23 protein-coding genes are annotated in these 21,376 nt (G+C 67.7%); 10 read left to right on the forward strand and 13 right to left on the reverse strand.

Going from position 1 to position 21,376, the window contains the following annotated elements:
• Positions 1 to 4: 4 nt before the first annotated feature.
• Genes G6N67_RS15205 through G6N67_RS15225 form a run of 5 tightly spaced genes read right to left on the reverse strand, consistent with a single transcriptional unit; the run spans position 5 to position 4,515 of the window.
• Positions 5 to 955 (reverse strand): aldo/keto reductase, encoded by a 951-nt coding sequence (locus G6N67_RS15205; RefSeq protein ID WP_036431617.1) that lies wholly within the window; start codon positions 953 to 955, stop codon positions 5 to 7.
• Complete coding sequence (locus G6N67_RS15210) at positions 955 to 1,770, reverse strand: ATP-binding cassette domain-containing protein (protein ID WP_051578647.1); 816 nt, start codon at positions 1,768 to 1,770, stop codon at positions 955 to 957. The genes G6N67_RS15205 and G6N67_RS15210 overlap by 1 nt, the downstream gene beginning before the upstream one ends.
• Positions 1,767 to 2,585 carry an ABC transporter ATP-binding protein gene (locus G6N67_RS15215; protein ID WP_230022064.1) on the reverse strand — a complete coding sequence of 273 codons (819 nt, stop codon included), beginning with the start codon at positions 2,583 to 2,585 and terminating at the stop codon, positions 1,767 to 1,769. Before G6N67_RS15215 ends, G6N67_RS15210 begins: the two co-directional genes overlap by 4 nt.
• Positions 2,582 to 3,520 (reverse strand): ABC transporter permease, encoded by a 939-nt coding sequence (locus G6N67_RS15220; protein ID WP_036431620.1) that lies wholly within the window; start codon positions 3,518 to 3,520, stop codon positions 2,582 to 2,584. The genes G6N67_RS15215 and G6N67_RS15220 overlap by 4 nt, the downstream gene beginning before the upstream one ends.
• Entirely contained in the window at positions 3,517 to 4,515 is a 999-nt protein-coding gene (locus tag G6N67_RS15225) for an ABC transporter permease (RefSeq protein ID WP_081812498.1), read from the reverse strand. The genes G6N67_RS15220 and G6N67_RS15225 overlap by 4 nt, the downstream gene beginning before the upstream one ends.
• A gap of 109 nt (positions 4,516 to 4,624) precedes the next feature.
• Between G6N67_RS15225 and G6N67_RS15230 the strand changes: the two genes are divergently transcribed.
• The 7 genes from G6N67_RS15230 to G6N67_RS15260 all read left to right on the forward strand — a co-directional run bounded on the left by G6N67_RS15230 (position 4,625) and on the right by G6N67_RS15260 (position 12,116).
• The gene (locus G6N67_RS15230; RefSeq protein ID WP_081812499.1) at positions 4,625 to 6,280 is read left to right on the forward strand and encodes an ABC transporter substrate-binding protein; all 1,656 of its coding nucleotides are present in this window, start codon (positions 4,625 to 4,627) and stop codon (positions 6,278 to 6,280) included.
• Entirely contained in the window at positions 6,277 to 7,443 is a 1,167-nt protein-coding gene (locus G6N67_RS15235) for a sialidase family protein (RefSeq protein WP_036431623.1), read from the forward strand. Before G6N67_RS15230 ends, G6N67_RS15235 begins: the two co-directional genes overlap by 4 nt.
• Positions 7,440 to 8,117, forward strand: a complete 678-nt coding sequence (locus G6N67_RS15240) for an SDR family NAD(P)-dependent oxidoreductase (protein WP_036431628.1) — start codon at positions 7,440 to 7,442, stop codon at positions 8,115 to 8,117. The genes G6N67_RS15235 and G6N67_RS15240 overlap by 4 nt, the downstream gene beginning before the upstream one ends.
• The gene (locus G6N67_RS39250; RefSeq protein ID WP_051578650.1) at positions 8,114 to 9,187 is read left to right on the forward strand and encodes a four-carbon acid sugar kinase family protein; all 1,074 of its coding nucleotides are present in this window, start codon (positions 8,114 to 8,116) and stop codon (positions 9,185 to 9,187) included. Before G6N67_RS15240 ends, G6N67_RS39250 begins: the two co-directional genes overlap by 4 nt.
• A complete protein-coding gene (gene pdxA, locus G6N67_RS39255; protein ID WP_036431631.1) occupies positions 9,184 to 10,191 on the forward strand; it encodes a 4-hydroxythreonine-4-phosphate dehydrogenase PdxA in 1,008 nt (335 codons plus the stop codon). Before G6N67_RS39250 ends, pdxA begins: the two co-directional genes overlap by 4 nt.
• A gap of 12 nt (positions 10,192 to 10,203) precedes the next feature.
• Positions 10,204 to 10,983 carry a DeoR/GlpR family DNA-binding transcription regulator gene (locus G6N67_RS15255; RefSeq protein ID WP_036431633.1) on the forward strand — a complete coding sequence of 260 codons (780 nt, stop codon included), beginning with the start codon at positions 10,204 to 10,206 and terminating at the stop codon, positions 10,981 to 10,983.
• Between the two features lie 89 nt (positions 10,984 to 11,072).
• A complete protein-coding gene (locus tag G6N67_RS15260; protein WP_131524659.1) occupies positions 11,073 to 12,116 on the forward strand; it encodes a hypothetical protein in 1,044 nt (347 codons plus the stop codon).
• 7 nt (positions 12,117 to 12,123) lie between these two features.
• Here G6N67_RS15260 and G6N67_RS15265 read toward each other — a convergent pair whose 3' ends face one another.
• Positions 12,124 to 12,828, reverse strand: a complete 705-nt coding sequence (locus G6N67_RS15265; protein WP_036431638.1) for a type 1 glutamine amidotransferase — start codon at positions 12,826 to 12,828, stop codon at positions 12,124 to 12,126.
• Entirely contained in the window at positions 12,825 to 14,045 is a 1,221-nt protein-coding gene (locus G6N67_RS15270) for a Mur ligase family protein (protein ID WP_036431640.1), read from the reverse strand. Before G6N67_RS15270 ends, G6N67_RS15265 begins: the two co-directional genes overlap by 4 nt.
• A 74-nt stretch (positions 14,046 to 14,119) precedes the next feature.
• Between G6N67_RS15270 and G6N67_RS15275 the strand changes: the two genes are divergently transcribed.
• A complete protein-coding gene (locus G6N67_RS15275; protein ID WP_036431641.1) occupies positions 14,120 to 15,133 on the forward strand; it encodes a DEDDh family exonuclease in 1,014 nt (337 codons plus the stop codon).
• 18 nt (positions 15,134 to 15,151) lie between these two features.
• On the opposite strand, the gene G6N67_RS15280 is transcribed toward G6N67_RS15275, so the two are convergent.
• Entirely contained in the window at positions 15,152 to 15,538 is a 387-nt protein-coding gene (locus G6N67_RS15280) for an SHOCT domain-containing protein (protein WP_036431643.1), read from the reverse strand.
• Positions 15,539 to 15,675: 137 nt separating this feature from the next.
• On the opposite strand from G6N67_RS15280, the gene G6N67_RS15285 reads away from it, so the two are divergent.
• Both G6N67_RS15285 and G6N67_RS15290 read left to right on the forward strand, forming a co-directional pair.
• Complete coding sequence (locus tag G6N67_RS15285) at positions 15,676 to 16,128, forward strand: hypothetical protein (protein WP_036431646.1); 453 nt, start codon at positions 15,676 to 15,678, stop codon at positions 16,126 to 16,128.
• On the forward strand, positions 16,128 to 16,691 hold the full coding sequence (locus G6N67_RS15290; RefSeq protein WP_036431648.1) for a TetR/AcrR family transcriptional regulator: 564 nt from the start codon (positions 16,128 to 16,130) through the stop codon (positions 16,689 to 16,691). Before G6N67_RS15285 ends, G6N67_RS15290 begins: the two co-directional genes overlap by 1 nt.
• On the opposite strand, the gene leuA is transcribed toward G6N67_RS15290, so the two are convergent.
• The 5 genes from leuA to G6N67_RS15315 all read right to left on the reverse strand — a co-directional run bounded on the left by leuA (position 16,679) and on the right by G6N67_RS15315 (position 21,316).
• Positions 16,679 to 18,490: a 2-isopropylmalate synthase gene (gene leuA, locus G6N67_RS15295; protein WP_036435273.1), complete on the reverse strand. Its 1,812-nt coding sequence runs from the start codon at positions 18,488 to 18,490 to the stop codon at positions 16,679 to 16,681. The genes G6N67_RS15290 and leuA overlap by 13 nt on opposite strands.
• Positions 18,491 to 18,679: 189 nt before the next feature.
• Positions 18,680 to 19,021, reverse strand: a complete 342-nt coding sequence (locus G6N67_RS15300) for a hypothetical protein (RefSeq protein ID WP_036431650.1) — start codon at positions 19,019 to 19,021, stop codon at positions 18,680 to 18,682.
• Positions 19,022 to 19,024: 3 nt separating this feature from the next.
• Complete coding sequence (gene scnC / locus G6N67_RS15305; RefSeq protein WP_036431653.1) at positions 19,025 to 19,723, reverse strand: thiocyanate hydrolase subunit gamma; 699 nt, start codon at positions 19,721 to 19,723, stop codon at positions 19,025 to 19,027.
• Positions 19,720 to 20,556 (reverse strand): nitrile hydratase subunit beta, encoded by an 837-nt coding sequence (locus G6N67_RS15310; RefSeq protein ID WP_036431655.1) that lies wholly within the window; start codon positions 20,554 to 20,556, stop codon positions 19,720 to 19,722. The genes scnC and G6N67_RS15310 overlap by 4 nt, the downstream gene beginning before the upstream one ends.
• Before the next feature lie 112 nt (positions 20,557 to 20,668).
• On the reverse strand, positions 20,669 to 21,316 hold the full coding sequence (locus G6N67_RS15315) for a type II toxin-antitoxin system RelB family anti-toxin (RefSeq protein ID WP_036431659.1): 648 nt from the start codon (positions 21,314 to 21,316) through the stop codon (positions 20,669 to 20,671).
• Between the last annotated feature and the right edge of the window lie 60 nt (positions 21,317 to 21,376).

The following is a 21,376-nucleotide window of genomic DNA, read 5'->3' on the forward strand; positions in this document are numbered from 1 at the left end:
ATACCTATCGGTTGTAGTTGGGCATCGGGCCGCGCAGCGCGGCGCCGACCTCATCGCAGGCCGTCACCACATCTTCCGCCAACGGCCCCTGCGCCACCGCGGCGATGTTGGACTGCAGGTGGCCGACCTTCGAACCGCCCAGCAGAATCGGACCGGTCGCGGGTTTGGACACCAGCCACCGCAGCGCGAGTTCGGTCAGCGGTATGCCTGCCTTGTCGGCGATCACCGCCAACGCCTCGATGGCCTCGAAGATCGCGGCGTTCCAGTATCTCTGCTTGTACATCTGGGCCAGCCGCGAGTCGCCGAACCGGCCCTCGGTGGGGTCGGCGTCGAACGAGTGCCTGCCGGTGAGCAGACCGCCACCGAGCGGGTTGTAGACGACGGTGGTCAGGCCCGTGACGGCGGCGAACTCGGCGTACTCGTCCTCGATGCGGCGGGCCAGCAGGTTGTAGAGCTGTTGCGCGGCGACCGGGCGGGGCGCGCCGACGGTGTCGGCGACATGGTTGAGTTCGGCGATCTGCCAAGCCGCGTAGTTGGACACCCCCAGCGCGCCGATCTTGCCTTCGGCCACGAGTTCGGCCACGGTGGACAGTGTTTCGGTGAGCGGCGCGGCGCGGTCGGGCTGATGGAGGTAGAACAACTCGACGTGGTCGGTCTGCAGCCGGGACAGGCTGCCCTCGACACTCGCGCGAAGGCCGGCCGCCGACAACGGTGAGTGCTCGCCTGCGTCGGGATGCGGCATGCCGGCCTTCGTGGCGAGCGCGACGCGGTCGCGGCGGCCTCGCAGCAGATCGGCCAGCATGCGTTCGGATTCGCCGCCCGCATAGCCGTTGGCGGTGTCGATGTGGGTGATGCCGGCGTCGAGAGCCACATCGAGCATGGCCGCGGCGCCGTCGGCGTCGACGGTGTCGCCGAACGTCATGGTGCCGAGCACGAGGGGGCCGAGTTCGGCCATCAGGCAACTCCTTTGAGTAACTGTCGGGGTTTGACGCCGACCATCGTGGTCGGGTCGAGCGCGGCGGCGCGCAGCGCCTGGGTATACGGTTCGGCCGGGTGCGCGAGAACGTCTGTGGTCACGCCACTTTCGACGATCGAACCCGACGACATCACGATTATGGTGTCGCTGATTTCGCGCACGACTCCGAGGTTGTGCGAGATGAACACGTAGGTCAACCCGGTGTCGCGTTTGATCTCCCGCAGCAGCTCGAGCACCTGGGCCTGCACCGACACGTCCAGCGCGCTCGTCGCCTCGTCGCACACCAGCAGGTCGGGCTCACTGGCCAGGGCCCGCGCGATGCCGATGCGCTGGCGTTGGCCGCCCGAGAACTCACCGGGCTTGCGGTGTGCCGCCGTCGACGGCAGCCCGACGCGATCGATCAACTCGGCAGCCCGCTTCTCCCGCTCGGCCCGGTTGCGAATTCCCCGGAGCCGCAAGGGCTCGGAGACGATGTCGACGGCATCGAGGTGCGGATCGAGCGATCCGTACGGATCCTGGAAAACCATCTGGATGCGGGACCGGTACGGCTTGAGCCCACGCTCGGAGAGCTGCGCGATATCGGTGCCGTCGAAGCGGATGTGTCCCGAGGTCGGTGTGACGAGCCGGACGATCGACTTGGCGATCGTGGACTTTCCGCAGCCGGATTCGCCGACCACGGCGAGCGTCGTGCCTTTCGGCACCGAGAAGCTGACCCGGTCCACTGCGCGGAAAACCCCTCCGGATACCGGATATTCGACGACGAGATCCTCGACGGACAGCAGCGGTGTGGTCATGCGGGAACTCCCTGAGGTGCGTGATCGCTGAGCCGCGGCACGGCGGCCAGCAGCTTGCGGGCGTATTCGCTCTGCGGATGGCAGATCAGCGCCTCGGCACCGCCGGTTTCGACGAACCTGCCGTCCTTCATCACCAGGATCTGGTCGGACATCAACCGGGCCACGCCCAGGTCGTGGGTGATCAGCAGCATCCCGACCCCGGTGCGCTCCTGCACTTCCAGCATCAGGTCGAGGATGCTGGCCTGCACCGTCACGTCGAGGGCGCTGGTCGGCTCGTCGGCGACGATGAGTTCGGGGCCCGCGGCCAGCGCGGTGGCGATCAGCACGCGTTGCAGCATGCCACCGGACAGCTGATGCGGGTACTTGCCCAGCTGGGTCTCGGGCCGCGGGATCCGGACCTGCTCCAGAAGTTCGACGGCCCTGGCCGTTTCGCGGGCCTTGCCTCTGATACCGCTGTGCCGGATGGCGTCGCGCAGCTGAGCGCCGATGTTGTGGACCGGGCTCAGGGCGGTCATCGGATCCTGCGGGATCAGTGCGATGTGGCGGCCGCGGACCTTCTCCAGCGCCTTGGCGTTGCCGAGAATGTCGGTGCCCTGGAAGGTGGCACGCCCGGACAACACCGCGAGATCCGGTGGGAGCAGGCCCAGGATGCCCATCGCAGTGGTCGATTTCCCGGAGCCGGATTCACCGATGATCGTGACGGTTTCGCCGGCATCGATGCAGAACGACACCCCGTCCACTGCCCGGATCACGTCGCTCGCGGTGATCAACTCGACTTGCAGTTCGTCGACTTTCAGCAGGTTACCCATGCTCATGCTGCTTTCTTGGAGAGCGGAAGGCGTTTGAGCAGACCGAATTTGAACCCACCGCTGCGGTCACGGAGACCGTCGCCGAGGAGGTTGACCCCGATCACGAGGACCGCGATCACCAGACCGGGCAGCGTCACGAGCCACCACGACGTGGTGACGTAGTCCTGGCCGTCGGAGATGATGCGGCCCCACGTGGCGAACGGCCGCTGCGGCCCGGCGCCGAGGTAGCTCAGTGCGCTCTCCAACAGCACGGCCTGCGCGAGCAGCAGCAGCACCACGAGCGACACCTGCTTGACGACGTTGGGGATGACGTGGCGCAGCAGGATCGCGAAGCCACCCAGTCCGAGAACCCTCGCTGCTGCGACATAAGGCTTTTCGCGTTCCACCAGGCACAGCGAGCGGGTCAACCGGGCGATCTCGGGCCACTGCGCGATCGCGATGACGAACGTGATCACCGGGATCGACGGGCCGAACAGGGCCACCACGAGAAGCAGCATCATGAGCAGGGGCAGCGACAGCTGCGCTTCCAGCAGCCGGCTGACGACGGCGTCGACCCAGCCGCCCCAGTAGCCGGCGGCCGCGCCGAGCACCAGGCCGATGAGGCCCGACACCACGACCGCCAGGATGCCGACGGTCAGCGACACCTGACCGCCGTAGAGCACGCGGGCCAGCAGATCGCGGCCGAGCTGATCGGTGCCGAACAGGTGCCCGTCGGTCAGCGGCGGGAGGCGGCGTTCGCCGAGCTGTGTGGCGTCGGGCGACGGCAACGGCAGCAGCCGCGCGAACGCGACCGGCAGGATCACCAGCAGCGTGCACACGCTGCCGACCCAGATCTTGACCCGGCTGTCGCGCGCTCGGCGGGTCGCACCGGCGTGCGCGATGTCACGCGCGGTGACGGCGCTCGGCCGCGGTTCGGCGGGCGGGGCGACGAGAGTGGTCATTTCGCGGTTCCTTTCCCGAGCCGGACCCGTGGATCGAGAAGCGGATAACAGAGGTCGACGAGAAGCTGCACGAGTACCGCGAGAGCCGCGGTGACCAGCACGGTCGCCTGGATCAGCGGGTAGTCACGGGTTTCGAGGGCCCGCACGACCAGCGAGCCGACACCTGGCCACGCGAACACCACCTCGACCACGACGACACCGTTGAGCAGTGAGGCGAACCGCGTGCCCAGTGCGGTCAGCACGGGGATGGCCGAGTTGCGCATCGCATAGCGCCAGATCAGCTGGCGCTCCGAGACGCCCCTGGCCCGCGCGACCGTCACGTACGGCGACGTGAACGCGCCGACCATCTCACGGCGCACGAGCCGCGAGATGAGGGCGATCTGCAGGATCGCGATGGTCACGGTCGGCAGCACGAGGCTCGACCACGTCGCGAAGCCCGCGGTCGGGAAGATCGGGATGAGCACCGCGAAAACCGTGATGAGCATGAGCCCGGTCCAGAAGTCGGGCATCGATTGGCCGGCGATGGTGATGGCGTTGGCGCCGAGTTCGCGTCGGGTGTCGGCATTTCGGGCCATCCACACGCCGAGCGGAACCGATACGACCGTCGTCAGCAGGATCGACGCGATCGACAACGTGAGCGTGTAGGGCATCCGGTCGAGCACCACATCCAAGGCGGGCGCCTGGAACGAATATGACGTACCGAGGTCCAGGTGCAGCAGGCCCTGCAGGTAGCGCAGATACTGCACGAACACCGATTGATCCAGTCCCATGCTGGTGCGGATGCGTTCGATGTCGTCGCTGCTCGCGAGCGGCCCGGCCATGGCGTACGCGGGATCACCCGGGGCCAACCGGATCAGCACGAACACCGTGGTGAGGGTCAGGAAGATCGCGAGTGCGCTCTGGCCGAGGCGTTTGGCGATGTAGCGCGGGAGGGTAGCCGACGCCAGTCGGGATGCGCCCGTGCGGGGCGGCGCAAGGGTCACCTGCTGGGTCATCGAGTTCTCCGATGAGGTGGCGGAAAGTTCATCGTCGACCTTTCTGTTACACAGCTCACAATGTCACGATTGCGTGTTGTGCGCAAGTGTGAATCCCGACTTGCGCGTTATGCGCAATGCGATTACAGTTCGCTGTGTCCGCCATCACACTGATCCGTATGCCGCCTGGAGGTCGAGCGTGACCAAATCGATTCTGGATCAGCAGTTTTCCCGCCGAACGCTGCTGCGGTCGAGCCTGTTCGCGGGCGCGGGGCTGGCGTTCGGCGCGGCGGCAGGCTCGTTGGCCGGCTGCGCAACGCCGACCGGCACGCCCGGGCCGACCACCATGAGCCTCGGTCTCAACCGCTCGCTCGTGAGCCTGGACAACAAGCTCAACCAGTTCGACGCGGCGCTGACCGTCCAGCGCGGAGTGCGGCAGGCGCTGACCGAGATCAATCACGACCTGCGCCCGCAGCTCGTGCTGGCCGACCAGTTCAAACTCACCTCGCCGACGCAGTGGTACGTGCACCTGCGGCCCGGCGTGCGGTACTCGGACGGATCGCCGGTGCGCGCCGAGGACGTCGCGACGGCGCTCAAGATGTACAGCGAGGTCGACGGCTCCTTCGTGGCCGGGTTCTTCCCCGAGTTCCCGACGGTCGAGGCGATCGACGATACGAGCTTCACGCTCAACACCGTGCGCCCGGTGCCGGTGCTGGACTACCTGATGTCCAACATCCTCATCACGCCTGCGGCCGCCAACAAACCCGAGGAGTTGCAGAGCGGCGTCGGCACGGGCCCGTACGTCGTCACGGAAAGCAACCGCGGCGCTGGCACCTACACGCTGGTGCGCAACGACAAGTACTGGGGCGCACCGGCGCACGTCGAATCGGTGCGGGTGCGCTTCATTCCCGACGAGACCAGCCGGGTGGTCGCGTTGCGCAGCGGTGACATCGACGTGATCGACTCCATCACGCCTGATTCGGCCGACCAGCTCGACGGTCTGTCGGGCGTGGCCATCGACCGGGTCGACGGCGTGCGACTCAACCAGCTGTTCTTCAACTTCCGTAAGCCCAAGGGGCATCCGATCGCCGACGCCCGGGTGCGCCGTGCGCTCACCTACGCGATCGACGGCAACGCGTTGATCGACGAGGTCATGCAGGGATCGGCAACGGCGTCGCGCGGCGTCATCCCGCTGACCCTGGACGGGGCCATCGAGACGGGGGAGTACAGTTATGATCCCGGCCGGGCGAAGGCCGAACTCGACGCGCTCGGCCTCCGTGATCTCGATCTCAAGATCATCTGGGAATCAGGAGAATTCGCGGCCGACACCGACATCATGGAGTCGGTCGTACAGATGCTCGGTGCGGTCGGGGTACGCGCCCGGCTGCAACAGTTCGAGCCCGGCGGCGACATCATGCAGTGGCGCCAGGGCAAGACCGGGGACTGGGATGTGCTCGGAAACGGCTTCCCGAGCCCGACGGGGCTTGCGCTGACCATCATGCAGGGCATGTACGCCGGAACCCCCGAAAAGGAAGCCACCCGCGACAGCTACCACGGCTACGTCTTCCCCGAGATCACCGCGATCATCACGCAGGCCTCCGAGGAACCCGACTCGAAACGTCGCGCCGCGCTGCTGGCCGACGCGCAACGAAAGATCTGGGACACCTGCCCCATGCTGTGGTCGTTCGTCCCCAAGGCCGTGCTGGCCCGCCGCACGCGTATCGAAGGAATCACCCTGCGTCCCACCAACTCCTACGACCTGACGGCGGTGTCCCTGCGCTCATGAGCACCTCACTGACCACCACCGACGGCGCCGTCCGCGCCACCGCTGAACCCGGGCGGCGCCAGGCGTTGTTGCCGCCACCCCAGGTGCAGAACCACGCGGCCAACCTCACGGTACTGCCCGACGGCACGCTGGCGTGCGTGTGGTTCGCCGGAACCCAGGAAGGCGTGCCGGACATCAGTGTGTGGTTCTCGCGCCTCGACGGCGACACCTGGTCCGCGCCGGTGCAGCTGTCCGACGATCCGACGCGCTCGGAGCAGAACCCCGTGTTGCACGTGGCCGAATCCGGTGCACTGTGGCTCATGTGGACCTCACAACACGCGGGCAACCAGGACACCGCGCGGGTGTTGCGCCGTATCTCGACCGACCGCGGCGCCACCTGGGGGCCCGTGCACACGTTGCTGCCGGAGACCGACGAGGGCGGTGTGTTCATCCGCCAGCCGATCGTGACGCTGCCGAGCGGGCGCCTGCTCCTGCCGATCTTTCACTGCGTCAAGGTGCCCGGCCGCAAATGGGTGGGGGACAACGATTTCAGCGCGGTGATGGTCTCCGACGACGCTGGTGAAACCTGGCGTGAGGTCGTGGTGCCCCACAGCACCGGATGTGTCCACATGAACATCGGCAGGCTCTCCGACGGCACCTTGGTTGCACTGTACCGCAGCCGGTGGGCCGATTCCATCTATCGCAGCACCTCCACTGACGACGGTGAGACCTGGACCGCGCCGAAACCGACCGAACTGCCCAACAACAACTCGTCGATCCAGTTCGTGGTACTACCCGACGACCGGCTCGCGTTGGTGTTCAACGAATCCAGCGCCGCCGACGCGACCGAACGCCGGACCTCGCTGTACGACGAGATCGACGACGACGGGCTGGCCGCGACGCAGGAAAAGCCCGCCGAACAGCTCGGGCGCGCGTTCTGGGGCGCACCGCGAGCGCCGATGACACTGGCGATCTCTGCCGATGCCGGGCTGACCTGGCCGACCCGGCGCAACGTCGAGATCGGCGACGGCTACTGCCTGTCGAACAACTCGCGTGACGGGCTCAACCGCGAGTTCTCCTACCCGACGATCACCGCGACCCGAGACCGCCTGCACATCGCGTTCACCCGATTCCGGCAGGCCATCGAGTACGTCGAAGTGACCGACGACTGGGTCAACGGATGAGCACGGCCGTCGTCACCGGCGCGAGCTCCGGCATCGGCGCAGCCACCGTACTGCGGCTGCTCGACGACGGCTGGCACGTGACGGGACTCAGTCGCCGCGAGCCGGCCGTCGACCACGACCGATTCGACTGGCATCCCGCCGATCTCGACGACTGCGTGGGATTACGCGAAACCCTCTCCGGGTTCGGCGACGTCGACGCGGTCGTGCATGCCGCAGGACTGCAGCACAGTGCTCCGCTGGGGCAGTTGGACCCGGACCACGGCCTGGCGATGTGGCGCGTGCACGTGGCGGCCGCCGAAGTCCTCGTCGACGCACTGGCCTCCCGGATCCGCGACGGCGGCCGCATCGTGCTCGTCGGTAGCCGCACCATGACCGGCAACGCCGGCAAAAGCCAGTACGCGGCAACCAAATCCGCGCTCACAGGCCTGGCGCGGTCGTGGGCCGCCGAACTCGTGGGTCGCGGCGTCACGGTCAACGTCGTCGCACCCGGACCGACAGACACCCCGATGCTGCGCGAGCCGGCCCGCCGCAGCACGCCGCCCAAGACGCCTCCGATGGGCCGGTTCGTCACGCCCGAGGAAGTCGCCGGACTCATCGGATTCCTCGTGGGGCCGTACGGCGCGAGCATCACGGGACAGGCCATCGTGCAGTGCGCGGGGGTGTCGCTGCCATGACGCCGATTCTGGTGCTGGCCGACGATCTGTCGGGCGCGGCCGAGGTGGCCGGCGGATTCCTCGGCAGGGACACCGAACTCACGCTGCACCTAGGTGCTGCGGCCGTGACGTCCGGCGTCACCGTCGTCGACCTCGACACCAGGACCAAGCCCGCCGAAGACGCGGCGCGCATCGTGGCCGAGGCACTCGCCGGTGTCCCGGCAGGCACACGTGTGGTCAAGAAGATCGACTCACTACTGCGCGGACACATCGGCGCCGAGGTCGCGGTGCTCGCCGAGCGGGGACCGGTGCTCGTCGCCGCGGCCCTGCCCGCGCTACGCCGCCACGTCGAAGGCGGCGTGCTGCACGTCGACGGCACACCGTTGCACGAAACCGATTCCTGGCACGCCGAACTCGGGCAGCCGCCGCGCACCGTCGCCGAACTTTTCGGCGCAGGCGACATCACGATCTGCGACGCCGCGACCGACGCCGACCTGGACCGCATCGTCGCCTCCACGGGCGCGGGCGTGCAGTTGGTCGGGACCGCGGCGCTCGCGGCCGCGATTGCCCGGACCCTGCCTGCCGCACCGGCTCCCGCGAGCCGGCCAGGTGCGCGGGCCGTGCTCGTCGTCGTCGGCACCGCGGCCCCGGTCGCGCCGGGTCAGGTCGCGGCGCTGGATCCCGACGCCCGTGCCACCGTGACCGTCGACGCACGAGAGCTGCTGTGCGACAAAGCTGACCCGGAGCCCGTGCGGCAGGCGCTGTCGCGCGGCACCGCGGTGGTCGCGATCGGCGGAGTGGTGGAACCCGCTGAGACGTCGGCCGTTTCCCGCGCCCTCGCGACATACGTCGCGGACCTCCAGCGCCCGATCCAGCCCGATCTCGTGCTGACCGGAGGCGAGACCGCCAGGGCGGTGGTCGACGCGATCGGGATCACGACCCTGCGGCCGGTACATCAGATCCACCACGGCGCTGTGGTTTCCGAAGCCTCCGACGGCAGGCGGGTCGTGACGCGTCCGGGCAGCTTCGGCGGTACCGACAGCCTGGCCGCCATAGTCCACTACCTCACCCAACAAAAGGACCAGTCATGACAACCAGTCCAATCATCGCTGTCACCATGGGCGACGGCGCCGGTGTCGGCCCCGAAGTGGTGGTGCCCGCGCTGCTCGACGAGGGCGTGCTGAGCCGGTGCAATCCCGTGGTGATCGGGGACGCCAAACGGCTGCGTCAGGCCGCCGACATCCTCGGCATCGACGCGAAGATCAACGCCGTCGCGTCGCCCGGCCAGGCCGTGCCGACGCCGGGGACGATCAACGTCATCGACCTCGACCTGCTGCCCGAAGACCTGCCGTGGGGCGCGCTGTCCTCGGTAGCGGGCAACGCCGCCTACGAATACATCAGGGTCGCAGCCGAACTCGCGGTCCGCGGCGAGGTGCAGGCGATCTGCACGGCCCCGCTCAACAAGGAAGCCCTGCACGCCGCGGGACACATCTACCCCGGCCACACGGAACTGCTGGCACATCTGACCGGCACCGAAGAGGTGTCGATGATGCTGTCGACACCGAAACTCAAGGTCATCCACGTCACCACCCACATCGGGCTGATCGACGCGGTCGCCCGGATCGAACCGGGTCTGGTCGAGCGGACCATCCGGCGCGGCCATGACGCCCTCGTGCGTTCGGGCCTGGCCCAGCCCAAGATCGGCGTGTGCGGCATCAACCCGCATGCCGGCGAGAACGGCTTGTTCGGCTACGGCGAGGAAGAGCAGAAGATCATCCCCGCGGTCGACAAGCTCAAGGCCGAGGGCATCGACGTGCACGGTCCGCTGCCCGCCGACACCGCGTTCTTCCTGGCGGGCCGCGGCGACTACGACCTGATCGTGGCGATGTACCACGACCAGGGCCACGGGCCGGTCAAGGTGCTCGGCATCGAGGCCGGCGTCAACATCACGGTGGGACTGCCGGTGATCCGTACCTCCGTCGACCACGGCACGGCGTTCGACATCGCGGGCAAAGGCATTGCCGAGCACGGCAGTATGATCGAGGCGCTGCGTCAGGCGACGGAGCTGGCAACCAGCACAGCGACTGTGAGGTAACCGGGAAGACGTATGGCCATCCGTGAGTCGCAGGCCCGCCGGTCCGAGATCGTCCGACTGGCCAGGTCGATCGGGTTGGCCAGCGTCGACGAGCTCTCGGCGCAGTTCGGGGTGACCGCGTCGACCATCCGGCGCGACCTCAGCCAGCTCACCGCGCAAGGCCTGATCGCCCGTACCTACGGCGGTGCGATCCCGCTGGACCAGCAACCCGAATCCTCGTTACGGCAAAGGGCATTGGAAGGGTTCGACGCCAAACGCGCGATCGCCCGCTGGGCCGCCGACCAGGTGCAGCCCGGCGAGACCATCCTGCTCGACGCCGGCACCACGGTGGGCGCGATGGGTCACTTCCTGACCGACGTACGCGACCTCGTGGTGGTGGCGGCGGGCCTGACGGTGCTCGAAGTGCTTGCCGACGCCGACGATATCCGCGTCGAATGCATCGGCGGCACGATGCGCCACATCAGCCAGGGTTTCATCGGCCCGCTCGCCGAGGCCACGCTGCAGCGCCTGACGTTCGATCGTGCGTTCCTCGGCGCCGACGCCGTCACGGCCGACCTCGGAATCTGCGAGGCCGAGCTGGTGCAGACGCGGCTCAAGGAGATCATGATCGAACGGGCCGACCAGGTGTACGTGCTGGCGCACGCCGAGAAGCTCGGCAGGCGCCCGTTTCACGCGTGGGCGCCGATCCCGCCCGGGGCCACCCTCGTCACCGACACCGCGGCCACCGACGAACAGGTCGCACCGTTCGAGGAGTCCGGAATCCGCGTGGTCCGCGCCGCCGAAATGAGGTAGCCCGCTACGCGTTCGCTCCGAGTCCGAGCGCCATAACTTCACTGGTGAGCCCGGTGCGCGGGCTCCGCGGAGTCATGGAGGAGATGGCCATGTCCATCCCAACTGCGGACATTTCGAGCCGTCGCAACGGTAAGACACCGGAACCTGAACTGCCGCAACAGGTTCGCAGCGACGAGGAGCGCCACGGGCCGAGATCGGGATTGCCGCCCGAGTGGTCACATTCGGCGCCGTGGCGACAAACCGTGCAGCGCAGGCGTATCACGCTGATGAACGAGGTGGCGCGGCTGCAGCGCTGCGGGGCGCCCAGCGCGGCGTGCTCGTATCTGGTCGACGACCTCCTCGAAGATGCGAACCGGGCCTCGCTCGCGAAGGTCACCCTGCGGAAATGGTGGTGGGGCACCGAGATCGAACGAGCGTGGGCCCGGCTGCGTGAAGTCGAGGAGCGGATAGTCGAACTGGCACGCGACGAGGATCTGCCCGTGTACGCCGCGCATGCCGCGCATCTCGGCCAGACCTATCTCGGCAAAACCGACTCGCGAGTCACCCGTCTCCGTGTGCTGCGTCGACACGCGGCCCAGCCTGACACGACCCCGCAGGCCGATGAGTTGCGACGCTCGATCATCGCAGTGCTGTGGGCAGCGCACGACATTGCCGATTGCGTGGACCGCGAAGCGCGCTACCTGCGGAACCGGCTGCTGATCGCCTCGGGATTCTGCGTGCTCTTCGCGATTGTCATGGTGTGCATGCAGTCTCGGCTGGAATCGGTGAAGTTCATCGAGCACGCGAACGGATGGAAGGAGTCGAGCTGGTCCTACCTGGGCATCGTGATGCTGTTCGGGGCAGTGGGGTCGCTGTTCACCACCATTCCGGCGGTTTCGCGGATTCCGTCGAACTTCGGGCCGTTCAACCTTCCGCTCCAACAGGGACTGCTCAAGATCGCGTTCGGGCCGTTGGCGGCCGTGACAGGTCTGGGCGCACTCATGTTCGTTCCGGCGAAACTGCCCGACTCGCTGTCGGCAATCCTGTTGCTTGCGGTCATATTCGGCGCCGGACAGCACGCGGTCACGCGTTACGTCGACCAACGGGCCGAAGAGATCCTGACCGCGGCGGCGCCGAGCACGTCTCGAAAGTGACGCGGGCTCAGACCCGCCGCGGTGCCGCCAACCGTTCGCGGCGCAGCAATTCCACCTCGGGCAGCTCGAGCGGCGGCAGGTCACCGACCACTCGCGACAACAGGTGATCGGCCAGCTCCGGGTTGCGGGCCAGGCACGGGCCGTGCAGATACGTCGCGACGACGCTGCCCTGCACTGCGCCGTCGTAACCGTCGCCCAAACGGTTGCCCGCACCCTTGGTGACCGCCGCGAGCGGTCGGGCGTCAGAGCCGAGAGTCGTTCCACCACGGTGGTTTTCGAAACCCGTGAGCGGCTGGGTCAGCCCATCGAGCAGCGGCTTGGACGCGACCTCTCCGATGGTCCTGGCCTCCTGCGGTGACGTCGTGACGTCGAGCATCCCGACGCCCTCGACGCGCTCACCCGCCGATGTCTCGTACCAGTGCCCGAGCACCTGGATGGCCGCGCAGATCGCGAGTACGGGCGCGCCGCGCTCGGCGGCCCGCTGCAAGCCCGGGTAGCGGATCAGGTGCTTGGTGGCCAGGCGCTGCGCGTAATCCTCGGCGCCGCCGAGGGTGTAGATGTCCAGCGAGTCCGGGACCGGCTCGGCCAGCGTGATCTCGACGATCTCGGCGTCGATGCCGCGCAGCCGCAACCGTTGCCGCAGTACCACGGCGTTCCCGCCGTCACCGTAGGTGCCCATCACGTCGGGCAGCACCAGCCCTATCCGGATCATGCGAGCCGCCGATTCAGTTGCAGGAACGCGGTGTAGTTGGCGATCACCTCGACGTGCCCGGGCGGGCACGAGTCGATCGCGGCGACAGTGTCGTGCACGAGGTTGTGTTCGACGCCCGCGTAGCCGAGCCGCACCGCGAGGTCCGTCCCGCGTTCACCGGCCGCGACCACGACAGTGTCGTCGAAATGCTCGAAGCGAACATCCCACAGCCACGACAGATCCTCGCCGTCGGGCACCTGTCCGTTGACCGAGATCACGACGCCCGCGCCGTGCTTGTCGACCATCGACAGGGCTTCCTGCCAGCCGGCCGGGTTTTTCGCCAGCAGGATCCGGGCGGTGTGCGAGCCGATCTGGACGGTGCGATACCGGCCGGCAACCTCGTCGACTTGCGATACGGCAGCGACCGCGGCGGCCGGGTCGGCACCGAGCGCGACGGCGGCCGCGACGGCCTGCGTGGCGTTGCCGCGGTTCACCGCGCCGGGCAGCGCGAGCGTCATGGGCAGGACCAGACCGTCGGGGCCGTAGATGCTGGTCTCGTCGAACCACCACTGCGGATCGGGGCGTTTGAAGTCGGTTCCGGTGGAGTACCAGCCGGCGCCGTCACGCACGATGATCTCGCCACTGCGCGGGCAGCTCACCGAGTCGTTCGCCCAGCCGCCACCGGCCGCGACCCACACGACGTTGGGACTGTCGTACGCCGCCGAGGTCATCAGCACGTCGTCGCAGTTGGCCACGATCACCGCGCCGGGATGCCGGGCCAGCCCGCCCCGCAGCGTGCGTTCGATGTGGTTGATCTCACCGACCCGGTCCAGCTGATCGCGCGACAGGTTGAGCAGCACGATGACCGAGGGATCCACGGCGTCGGACACGTGCGGCACATGCATCTCGTCGACCTCGAGGGCGGCGAGCCGGGCGTCCCGCGCCGCGGCCAGGGCCGCGACTAGGCCGGCGTCCATGTTGGCGCCCTCGGAATTGCTGGCCACGGGGCCGAGCGTGGCCAGTGCGGCAGCCGTCATCCTCGTGGTCGTGGACTTGCCGTTGGTGCCGGTCACGACGACGGTGCGGCGGTCGCGGCCCAATTGACGCAGGATCGAGCGGTCCAGCGTCATCGCGACCAGGCCGCCGATCATGGCGCCCGCGCCACGGCCGGTGACCCGCGACGCCCAGCGTGCGGAAGCTCCGGCCGCGAGTGCGGCACGTCCGCGGAGGGTCAGCATTCCCGGGATTTTATGTGCACGACACGCTGCCCTGCCGCCCGAGGCTTGTCGGACCACCGTGCCATCCTGACGATATGAGCGACGCTACGGCTGTGACGGCAACCCCCTTGTGGGGCAGGCCGGCGGCCGAGCCGGGCTCCGGATGGGCCGTAGTCGACGTCGAGACGTCGGGATTCCGGCCGGGGCAGGCCCGCGTCGTGAGCATCGCAGCCCTGGCGGTGGGGGACGACGGCAATGTCGAGCGCAGCGTCTATTCGCTGCTCAACCCCGGCGTTGATCCGGGCCCCACGCACGTGCACGGGCTCACCGCGGAGATGTTGGAGGGCCAGCCGACGTTCGGTGACATCGTCGGTCAACTGGTCGAGGTGCTGCGGGGCCGCACCATGGTCGCCCACAATGTGGGCTTCGACTACGGGTTCCTGGCCGCCGAGGCCGAGCTCGTCGGTGCAGAGCTGCCGGTCGACAGTGTCATGTGCACGGTCGAGCTGGCTCGTCGGCTGGACTTGGGCACCGAGAATCTGCGCCTGGAGACGCTGGCCGCGCACTGGGGGATCAGCCAGATGCGGCCGCACGACGCGCTCGACGACGCGCAGGTGCTCGCCCAGATCCTCAAACCCACGCTCGCGCGTGCCCGCGAGCGCAAGGTGTGGCTGCCGCTGCGCGAGGTCAGCCGCAAGCGCTGGCCCAACGGTCAGGTCACCCACGAGGAATTCCGGCCGCTCAAGGTGCTTGCCGCGCGGTTGCCGTGCCCCTATCTCAACCCGGGAACGTACGTGCCGGGCCGGCCGCTCGTGCAGGGCATGCAGGTCGCGCTGTCGGCCGAGGTGGCCCGCACGCACGAGGAACTGATCGAGCGCATCCTGCACGCGGGGCTGGCCTACACCGAGGCCGTCGACCAGCAGACCTCCGTCGTGCTGTGCAACGAGCCCGCGCCGGAGTCCGGAAAGGGTTACCACGCAAAGGAACTGGGCGTTCCTCTGGTGACTGACAGCGATTTCATGGAGCTGCTGGACGACGTGATCGGCGGTTCTGCGGTCGAAGAGTTCACCGACACCACACCGGTCGGCGACCAGTTCACGTTGTTCTGATCGCCCCGACCGGAAGGCTCAGCCGAGCGCCTTGGCCTTCAACGTCTCGTACTCGTCGGCGGTGATGGTGCCGGCATCGAGCAGCGCCTTCGCGTCGGCGATCTCCTGCGCCGGGGTGCGGCCCGCCGCCTCGCGGATGTAGGCGTCGGTCTCCTGTTTGGCGGCTGCGGCCGCCGCCGCCGCGCGCTGGGCCATCCCCTGGCCACGTGCGATGAGATACACCACCGCGGTGAGCCACGGGAAGACGATCAGGAAGATCACCCAGACCGCCTTGATCCAGCCCGAGGTCTCGTGATCGCGCCAGAACAGGTCGCCGAGGATCTGGAACAGCACGAGCAGATACGCGATCCAGGCGAAGATGATCAGAAAGTGCCAGAGAAAATCCCACGTCGAACCCCAGTCCATGGGTGCTCCTTGACTTGGTTGGTTGCGTAGTTGATCTACGCATTCGTCAGTTAAACACGCGCGGAGGCGGTTGACCGCCCGACGTGATGCAGTCGTGACCCTTGTAGCCACTACGGTCGTAGTGATAGCTTCACATCATGACAACCACTACACATGTAGTACACCGCTCGTGGTGGGCGATCTACCGCACACACGGCTATTTCTTCCGCGAGGCTGCCATGCTCACGATCGGCCTGGGCGTTGCCCTGCACATATACCGCGTGATCTTCGGTGACCAGCTGGCGCTGAAGTATGCGATCACGCCGTTGACCGACCGGATCTTGCTCATCCCCATGACGTATGCGGCCGTCACGGGCATCGCGCTGCTGGCCCGGCGGCGGGTGATCTTCGCGAATCGGCGCCACCGCGCACTGTTCACGGGCTCGGTGGTCTACATCGCGGGCAGCGTGCCGCTGCACGTCTACTGCAGCTACATCATCGTGGACACCACCCTGGTCACGTGGTTCCCGATGTGGTTCAGCTACCTGCTGCTGATCGTGGTGTACCCGGTGTTCCTCACCATGTTCTGGCGGCTGCACTATAGGAACTGATGCCCGCCAACCCGCAACGTCGTGAGCAGATCCTCGACGCCGCCATCGACATCCTCTGTGACGACGGTGTCGCGGGCCTGACGCACCGGCAGGTGGATGCCCGCGCCGCCGTGCCGGCCGGAACCACCTCCAACTATTTCCGCACCAGGACCGCGCTGCTGGAGGCGACCGCGGCCCGCACGGTGGAACTGCACTGGCAGCGGGTCGAGGCGATGCAGGCCGCACTCGGCCCACTCTCGCGGGAGAGCCTGCGCGCCTTGATGATTCGGATGCTCGAGCCCGACGATCAGCTGCGCCGCTGGACCCTGGCGCGGTTCGAACTCTTCATGGAGAGCACGCGCCGCGAGGAGCTGCGGCCGTTGATGGCCGAGCTCCAGGCGGCCGCGGTGAAATCGGCGACGCTGATCTTCGAAGCGGCCGGGTTCACGCCGCCGCCCGAACGGATGGACGAGCTCAGCCGGTTGCTCAACGGGCTGGTGTTCAGCAATCTCACCATCGCCCCCGGTGCGGGGTATGACCCCGCCGGGGTGGTGGACCGGTTGCTGAGCGTTTACCCGGACTGAGCGGCGCGGTTCACCGCCGACACCACGGCTCGCAGCGAGGCCGTCGTGATCGACGTCGCGATGCCGACGCCCCACACGGTCTTGCCGTCGATCGAGGCTTCAACGTAGGCCGCGGCCTGGGCTTCTTCACCCGACGACATCGCGTGCTCGGAGTAGTCCAGCACGTTGACGTGATACCCGACGGCACCGAGGGCGTCGACGAACGCCGCGAGCGGGCCGTTGCCCGCACCCACGATCTCGCGCTCCTCGCCGTTGATCTTGACGATCGCGGTGATGGTGTCGGTGCCGCCGTCGATCTCGGCAGCGACCACCTTCTGCCGCATCCGCTCGAGCGGCGTGATCGGGGCCAGGTACTCCTCGGAGAACGCGTCCCACATCTCCTTGGGCGACACCTCGCCGCCCTCGCCGTCGGTGATCTTCTGGATCGCCTGGCTGAACTCGATCTGCAGCCGGCGCGGCAGCACCAGGCCGTGGTCGGCCTTCATGATGTAGGCGACGCCGCCCTTGCCGGACTGCGAGTTGACCCGGATGACGGCCTCGTAGGTGCGCCCGACATCGCGCGGGTCGATCGGCAGGTACGGCACCTGCCACAGGATGTCGTCGACGTCCTGATCGGCCTCGTCGGCGTCGACCTTCATCTGGTCCAGGCCCTTGTTGATCGCGTCCTGATGGCTGCCCGAGAACGCGGTGTACACCAGGTCGCCGCCGTACGGGTGGCGCTCGTGGACGCCCAGCTGGTTGCAGTACTCGACGGTGCGACGGATCTCGTCGATGTTGGAGAAGTCGATCTGCGGGTCGACACCGCGGCTGAACATGTTCATGCCCAGCGTCACCAGGCATACGTTGCCGGTGCGCTCACCGTTGCCGAAAAGGCAGCCCTCGATCCGGTCGGCGCCCGCCTGGTAGCCCAATTCTGCTGCGGCGACGGCGGTTCCGCGGTCGTTGTGGGGGTGCAGGCTCAGGATGATCGAGTCGCGCGGGCTCAGGTGGCGGTGCATCCACTCGATCGAATCGGCGTACACGTTGGGCGTGGCCATCTCGACCGTTGCGGGCAGGTTGATGATCAGCGGCCATTCCGGCGTGGGCTTGATGACGTCGGCGACCGCGTTGCACACCTCGACGGCGTACTCCAGCTCGGTGCCCGTGTACGACTCGGGGGAGTACTGGAACCGCCACTGCGTGCCCGGGTACTTCTTGGCCTCTTCGATGCACAGGGCCGCGCCGTCGGTCGCGATCTTCTTGACGGCGTCCCGGTCGGCGCGGAAAACCACGCGGCGCTGCAGGATCGACGTCGAGTTGTAGAAGTGCACGATGACGCGCGGCGCTCCGGCGCAGGCCTCGAACGTCTTGGTGATCAGCTCGGGCCGGCACTGCGTCAGCACCTGGATGGTCACGTCGTCGGGGATCGCGCCCTGTTCGATGATCTCGCGCACGAAGTCGTAGTCGGTCTGTGACGCCGACGGGAAGCCGACCTCGATCTCCTTGTAGCCCATGCGGACCAGCAGGTCGAACATGCGGCGCTTGCGTTCCGGGCTCATCGGGTCGATCAGGGCCTGGTTGCCGTCGCGCAGGTCGACCGCACACCACATGGGCGCGGTGTCGATGACCTTGTCGGGCCACGTGCGGTCGGGCAGCGTGACCTCTTCTACCTCGGCGGCGAACGTGCGGTACCGGCTCACCGGCATCGACGAACCGCGCTGGGTGTTCCAGGAGGGCTGGCCGGGGTTGGGCGCGCCGGCAGGAGTGGTGATGGTGCGGACGGACGTGAACGCGTCGGCAGAAGTCTCTTGGGTGGTCATGATGATTTGCTCCGGGTCGATGGTGGATTCAGACCGGCGCATCGCGAAAACCCGCGACGGGAGGCCAGTCTGGATCAGACCCCGTCGCGGCGTCCGAGAAGGAGCACCCGCTGCACGCCCGCAACTGTACTCCGCGTCGTGCCGTGGCCAAAACCCGCGGCCTGGCGGGGGTGGGTGTGAGCGGGCCCGTCAGGCCTCGAGCCGGGCCCGCACGGCGTCGAGCCGCTGTTGCAGTTCGGCCTCGTCGATAACGCCGCGCACCAGCAGCGAGTGGGCGAGCGCCATCAGCTGATTTTCCGGGTACGGCAGGTCGGCGTACAGCGACGCGGACAACGCGTCCTCCTCGTCACGGCGCTGCTTGAACGTGAGAGTGTCTGCGCCGCAAGCGGAATGGTCGAGCGCGTCACACAGCCCGTCGAGGCTGGTCTTCCACGGTGGCACCGGGTTCTCGACGCCGTACTTGGCGGCCATGCGGGGCCACACTTGGTTGCGTTCGACGATGGACTTCAGCGTCGCGATGTCGTCTGCCATCGCTCAGTCCGCCGGATGGAGTGCGGGACGCGTGTCGACGATGACGTTGGTGGTGACGCCCGGCTTGGGCAGCGCGACGCCGATGAGGCAGTCGCGCGTGATGATCTCGGCGAGCTGGTCCTCGGTCCAGCCGTCGGTGCCCTCGGGCCGCATGGGCATCACCATGAAACGGTGCTTCTGGTTGGAGTCCTCGACGCGCACGTCGACGTCGTCAGGCAGGTAGAGGCCGAACTCGGCCAGCACCTGCCGCGGCCAGCGCACCAGCCGCCTGCGGTAGTTCGGCGTGCGGTACCACTCGGGTGAGTTGCCCAGGATCGGCCGCGGGTAGCACGAGCACAACGCGCACACGATGACGTTGTGCAGCGTCGGGGTGTCCTCCAGGATCTTGAACGCCGTGAAATCGCTCGGGGTGCCGAACCCCGTCGGCTCCATCCAGTCGACGCCCACGGCCTTGCTGGCGGCCAGGGCGTCGGTGAGCGCGAGCTCTTTGAACTCCGGGTCGAGCCAGGCCCGGGCCACCAACCGCGCGGCCGGGGTCGGCCCGATCTGCTCGGCGAACTCGGTGAAGCGGCGGTGCTCCTCGGCGGTGAAGATCCCCTTCTCGATACACAGCTCGCGCAGCGCGATCTCGAGTACCTCGAAGTCGGTGATCTCGTCGACCATGGGTTTGACCGTGCGCGCGTGGTCGTGATCGTCGCTCATGCCTTCTCCAGCCAGCGTTCGGGAATCTCGGTCTGCAGGGTGTCGGTCGCGGTTCCGGTGTAGCCGTGCCACAGCTCGGACTGGTTGAACCGGACGATGTAGAACCACTCGGGCGTCGCGTCGGTGCGATCCCAGGTCTCGTCCTCGGCGGCCGGGCTCTCGTAGGTGACCTCGGCGATCTCACCGCGCGCGCCGCGGACGTACTCGGGCGTGCGGGTGTAGAGCAGGATCGGCAGCTCGCGCACGAGCACGGCGTCACCGACGCGGAACTTCGGCTCGCCGGCCTGCCCGGCGTACACCTGCGGATCGCCCTTGCCGACCGCGCGGATGTGGTGCTCGTTGCGTTTCACGTCCGCGCCGTCACCCTCGGACTTGGGTTGTGCTTCGAGCTTGCGGCCGGCCAGGCCGCCCTCGTAACGGCCTTTGACCTCGGCCATCCGCTGGGTCAGCTCACCGAGGCTGATGTGGTGCTTCTCCACCAGGACGCGGGCGACGGCCCACAGCCAGCGGCCGTAGTAGGGGAAGCCCTGGTAGATGGCCCGCCCGACGTCGACGTTGCCGATGCGGCGGCGCTCCTCCGAGAGCCAGATCCCACGCCACGCGAGCACCTCGCAGATCACGTAGGTCATGTGCTCCCAGTACTCGTAATCCTTGTTCTCGTACTTCATCGGAGCGTCCGGTTCACCGCCCACGTCGTGGACGGTCTTCATGTACGCCAGGAAGCGCTCGTGGTCGAGGAGGTCAGGGGGCGGCGCATCGGGCATCTCAGGGAAGGCCGACTTGAGCCGTCCGACGAGATCGAGGTGAGCTGCACGTTCTGCGGCAGTGCTCATGGGCGTCCCCTTCGGCGAGCAGACGATTTCAGACTCTAACGACGCTGCCACTCGGGCGTGGCGAAATGCTCCGCTTACGTGCGCGAAAATTCAGGCGCGCGAAGGCGTCTCGTCAGACCTGAGAGTCCGGGAACGCGATGACCGACAAAAACCGGATCGGCAGCTCCACCAGATCGACCGGTCCGTGCGCACCCTCGCCGTCGATCTGGAGCGAGTCGCCGGGCTGCAGCCGGTACACCGAGCGGCTGTGGCCGTAATCCATCACGCCCTCGAGCATGTAGATGAACTCGGTGCCCGGATGCTGGAACAACGGGTAGGTCTTGCTGGTCTCGGTCAATGTCACGTGCAGGCATTCGAGCCGTTTGTGCTCGCCGCGCAGCGAACTCAGCAGCTGGTACTCGTGGCCCTCGCGGGTGCCCTCGCGCACGATCTCCGCGCCGGTGCCGGCCCTGACGAACGCGGCGGGGCGTTCCACGTCCGCACCCCGGAACAGGCTCGTCACCGGAACGTCGAGGCCCTTGGCCAACAACGCCAGCGTGGACAGGCTGCACGAGGTCTGCGCGTTCTCGATCTTGGACAGCATGGCTTTGGAGATGCCGACGCGGGCCGCCATGTCGGCAACGGTCAGCCCATGCTGCTGGCGCAGCTGCCGCACGTTGCGCCCGATCGCCGCCTCGAACTCGAGCTCGTCGGCAGAGGCCTGCGGGTCGCGCTCGCGGGCAATGCCGGACTGGTTGCGGAGAAGCGGAACGTCACTCACAGCTACCTGTCTAACGTATTTTCGCCGCCCCTACGTGACAGAACGGGCACGTCAGCAGAT

It is taken from the genome of Mycolicibacterium mageritense (assembly GCF_010727475.1).
Lineage (GTDB): Bacteria > Actinomycetota > Actinomycetes > Mycobacteriales > Mycobacteriaceae > Mycobacterium > Mycobacterium mageritense.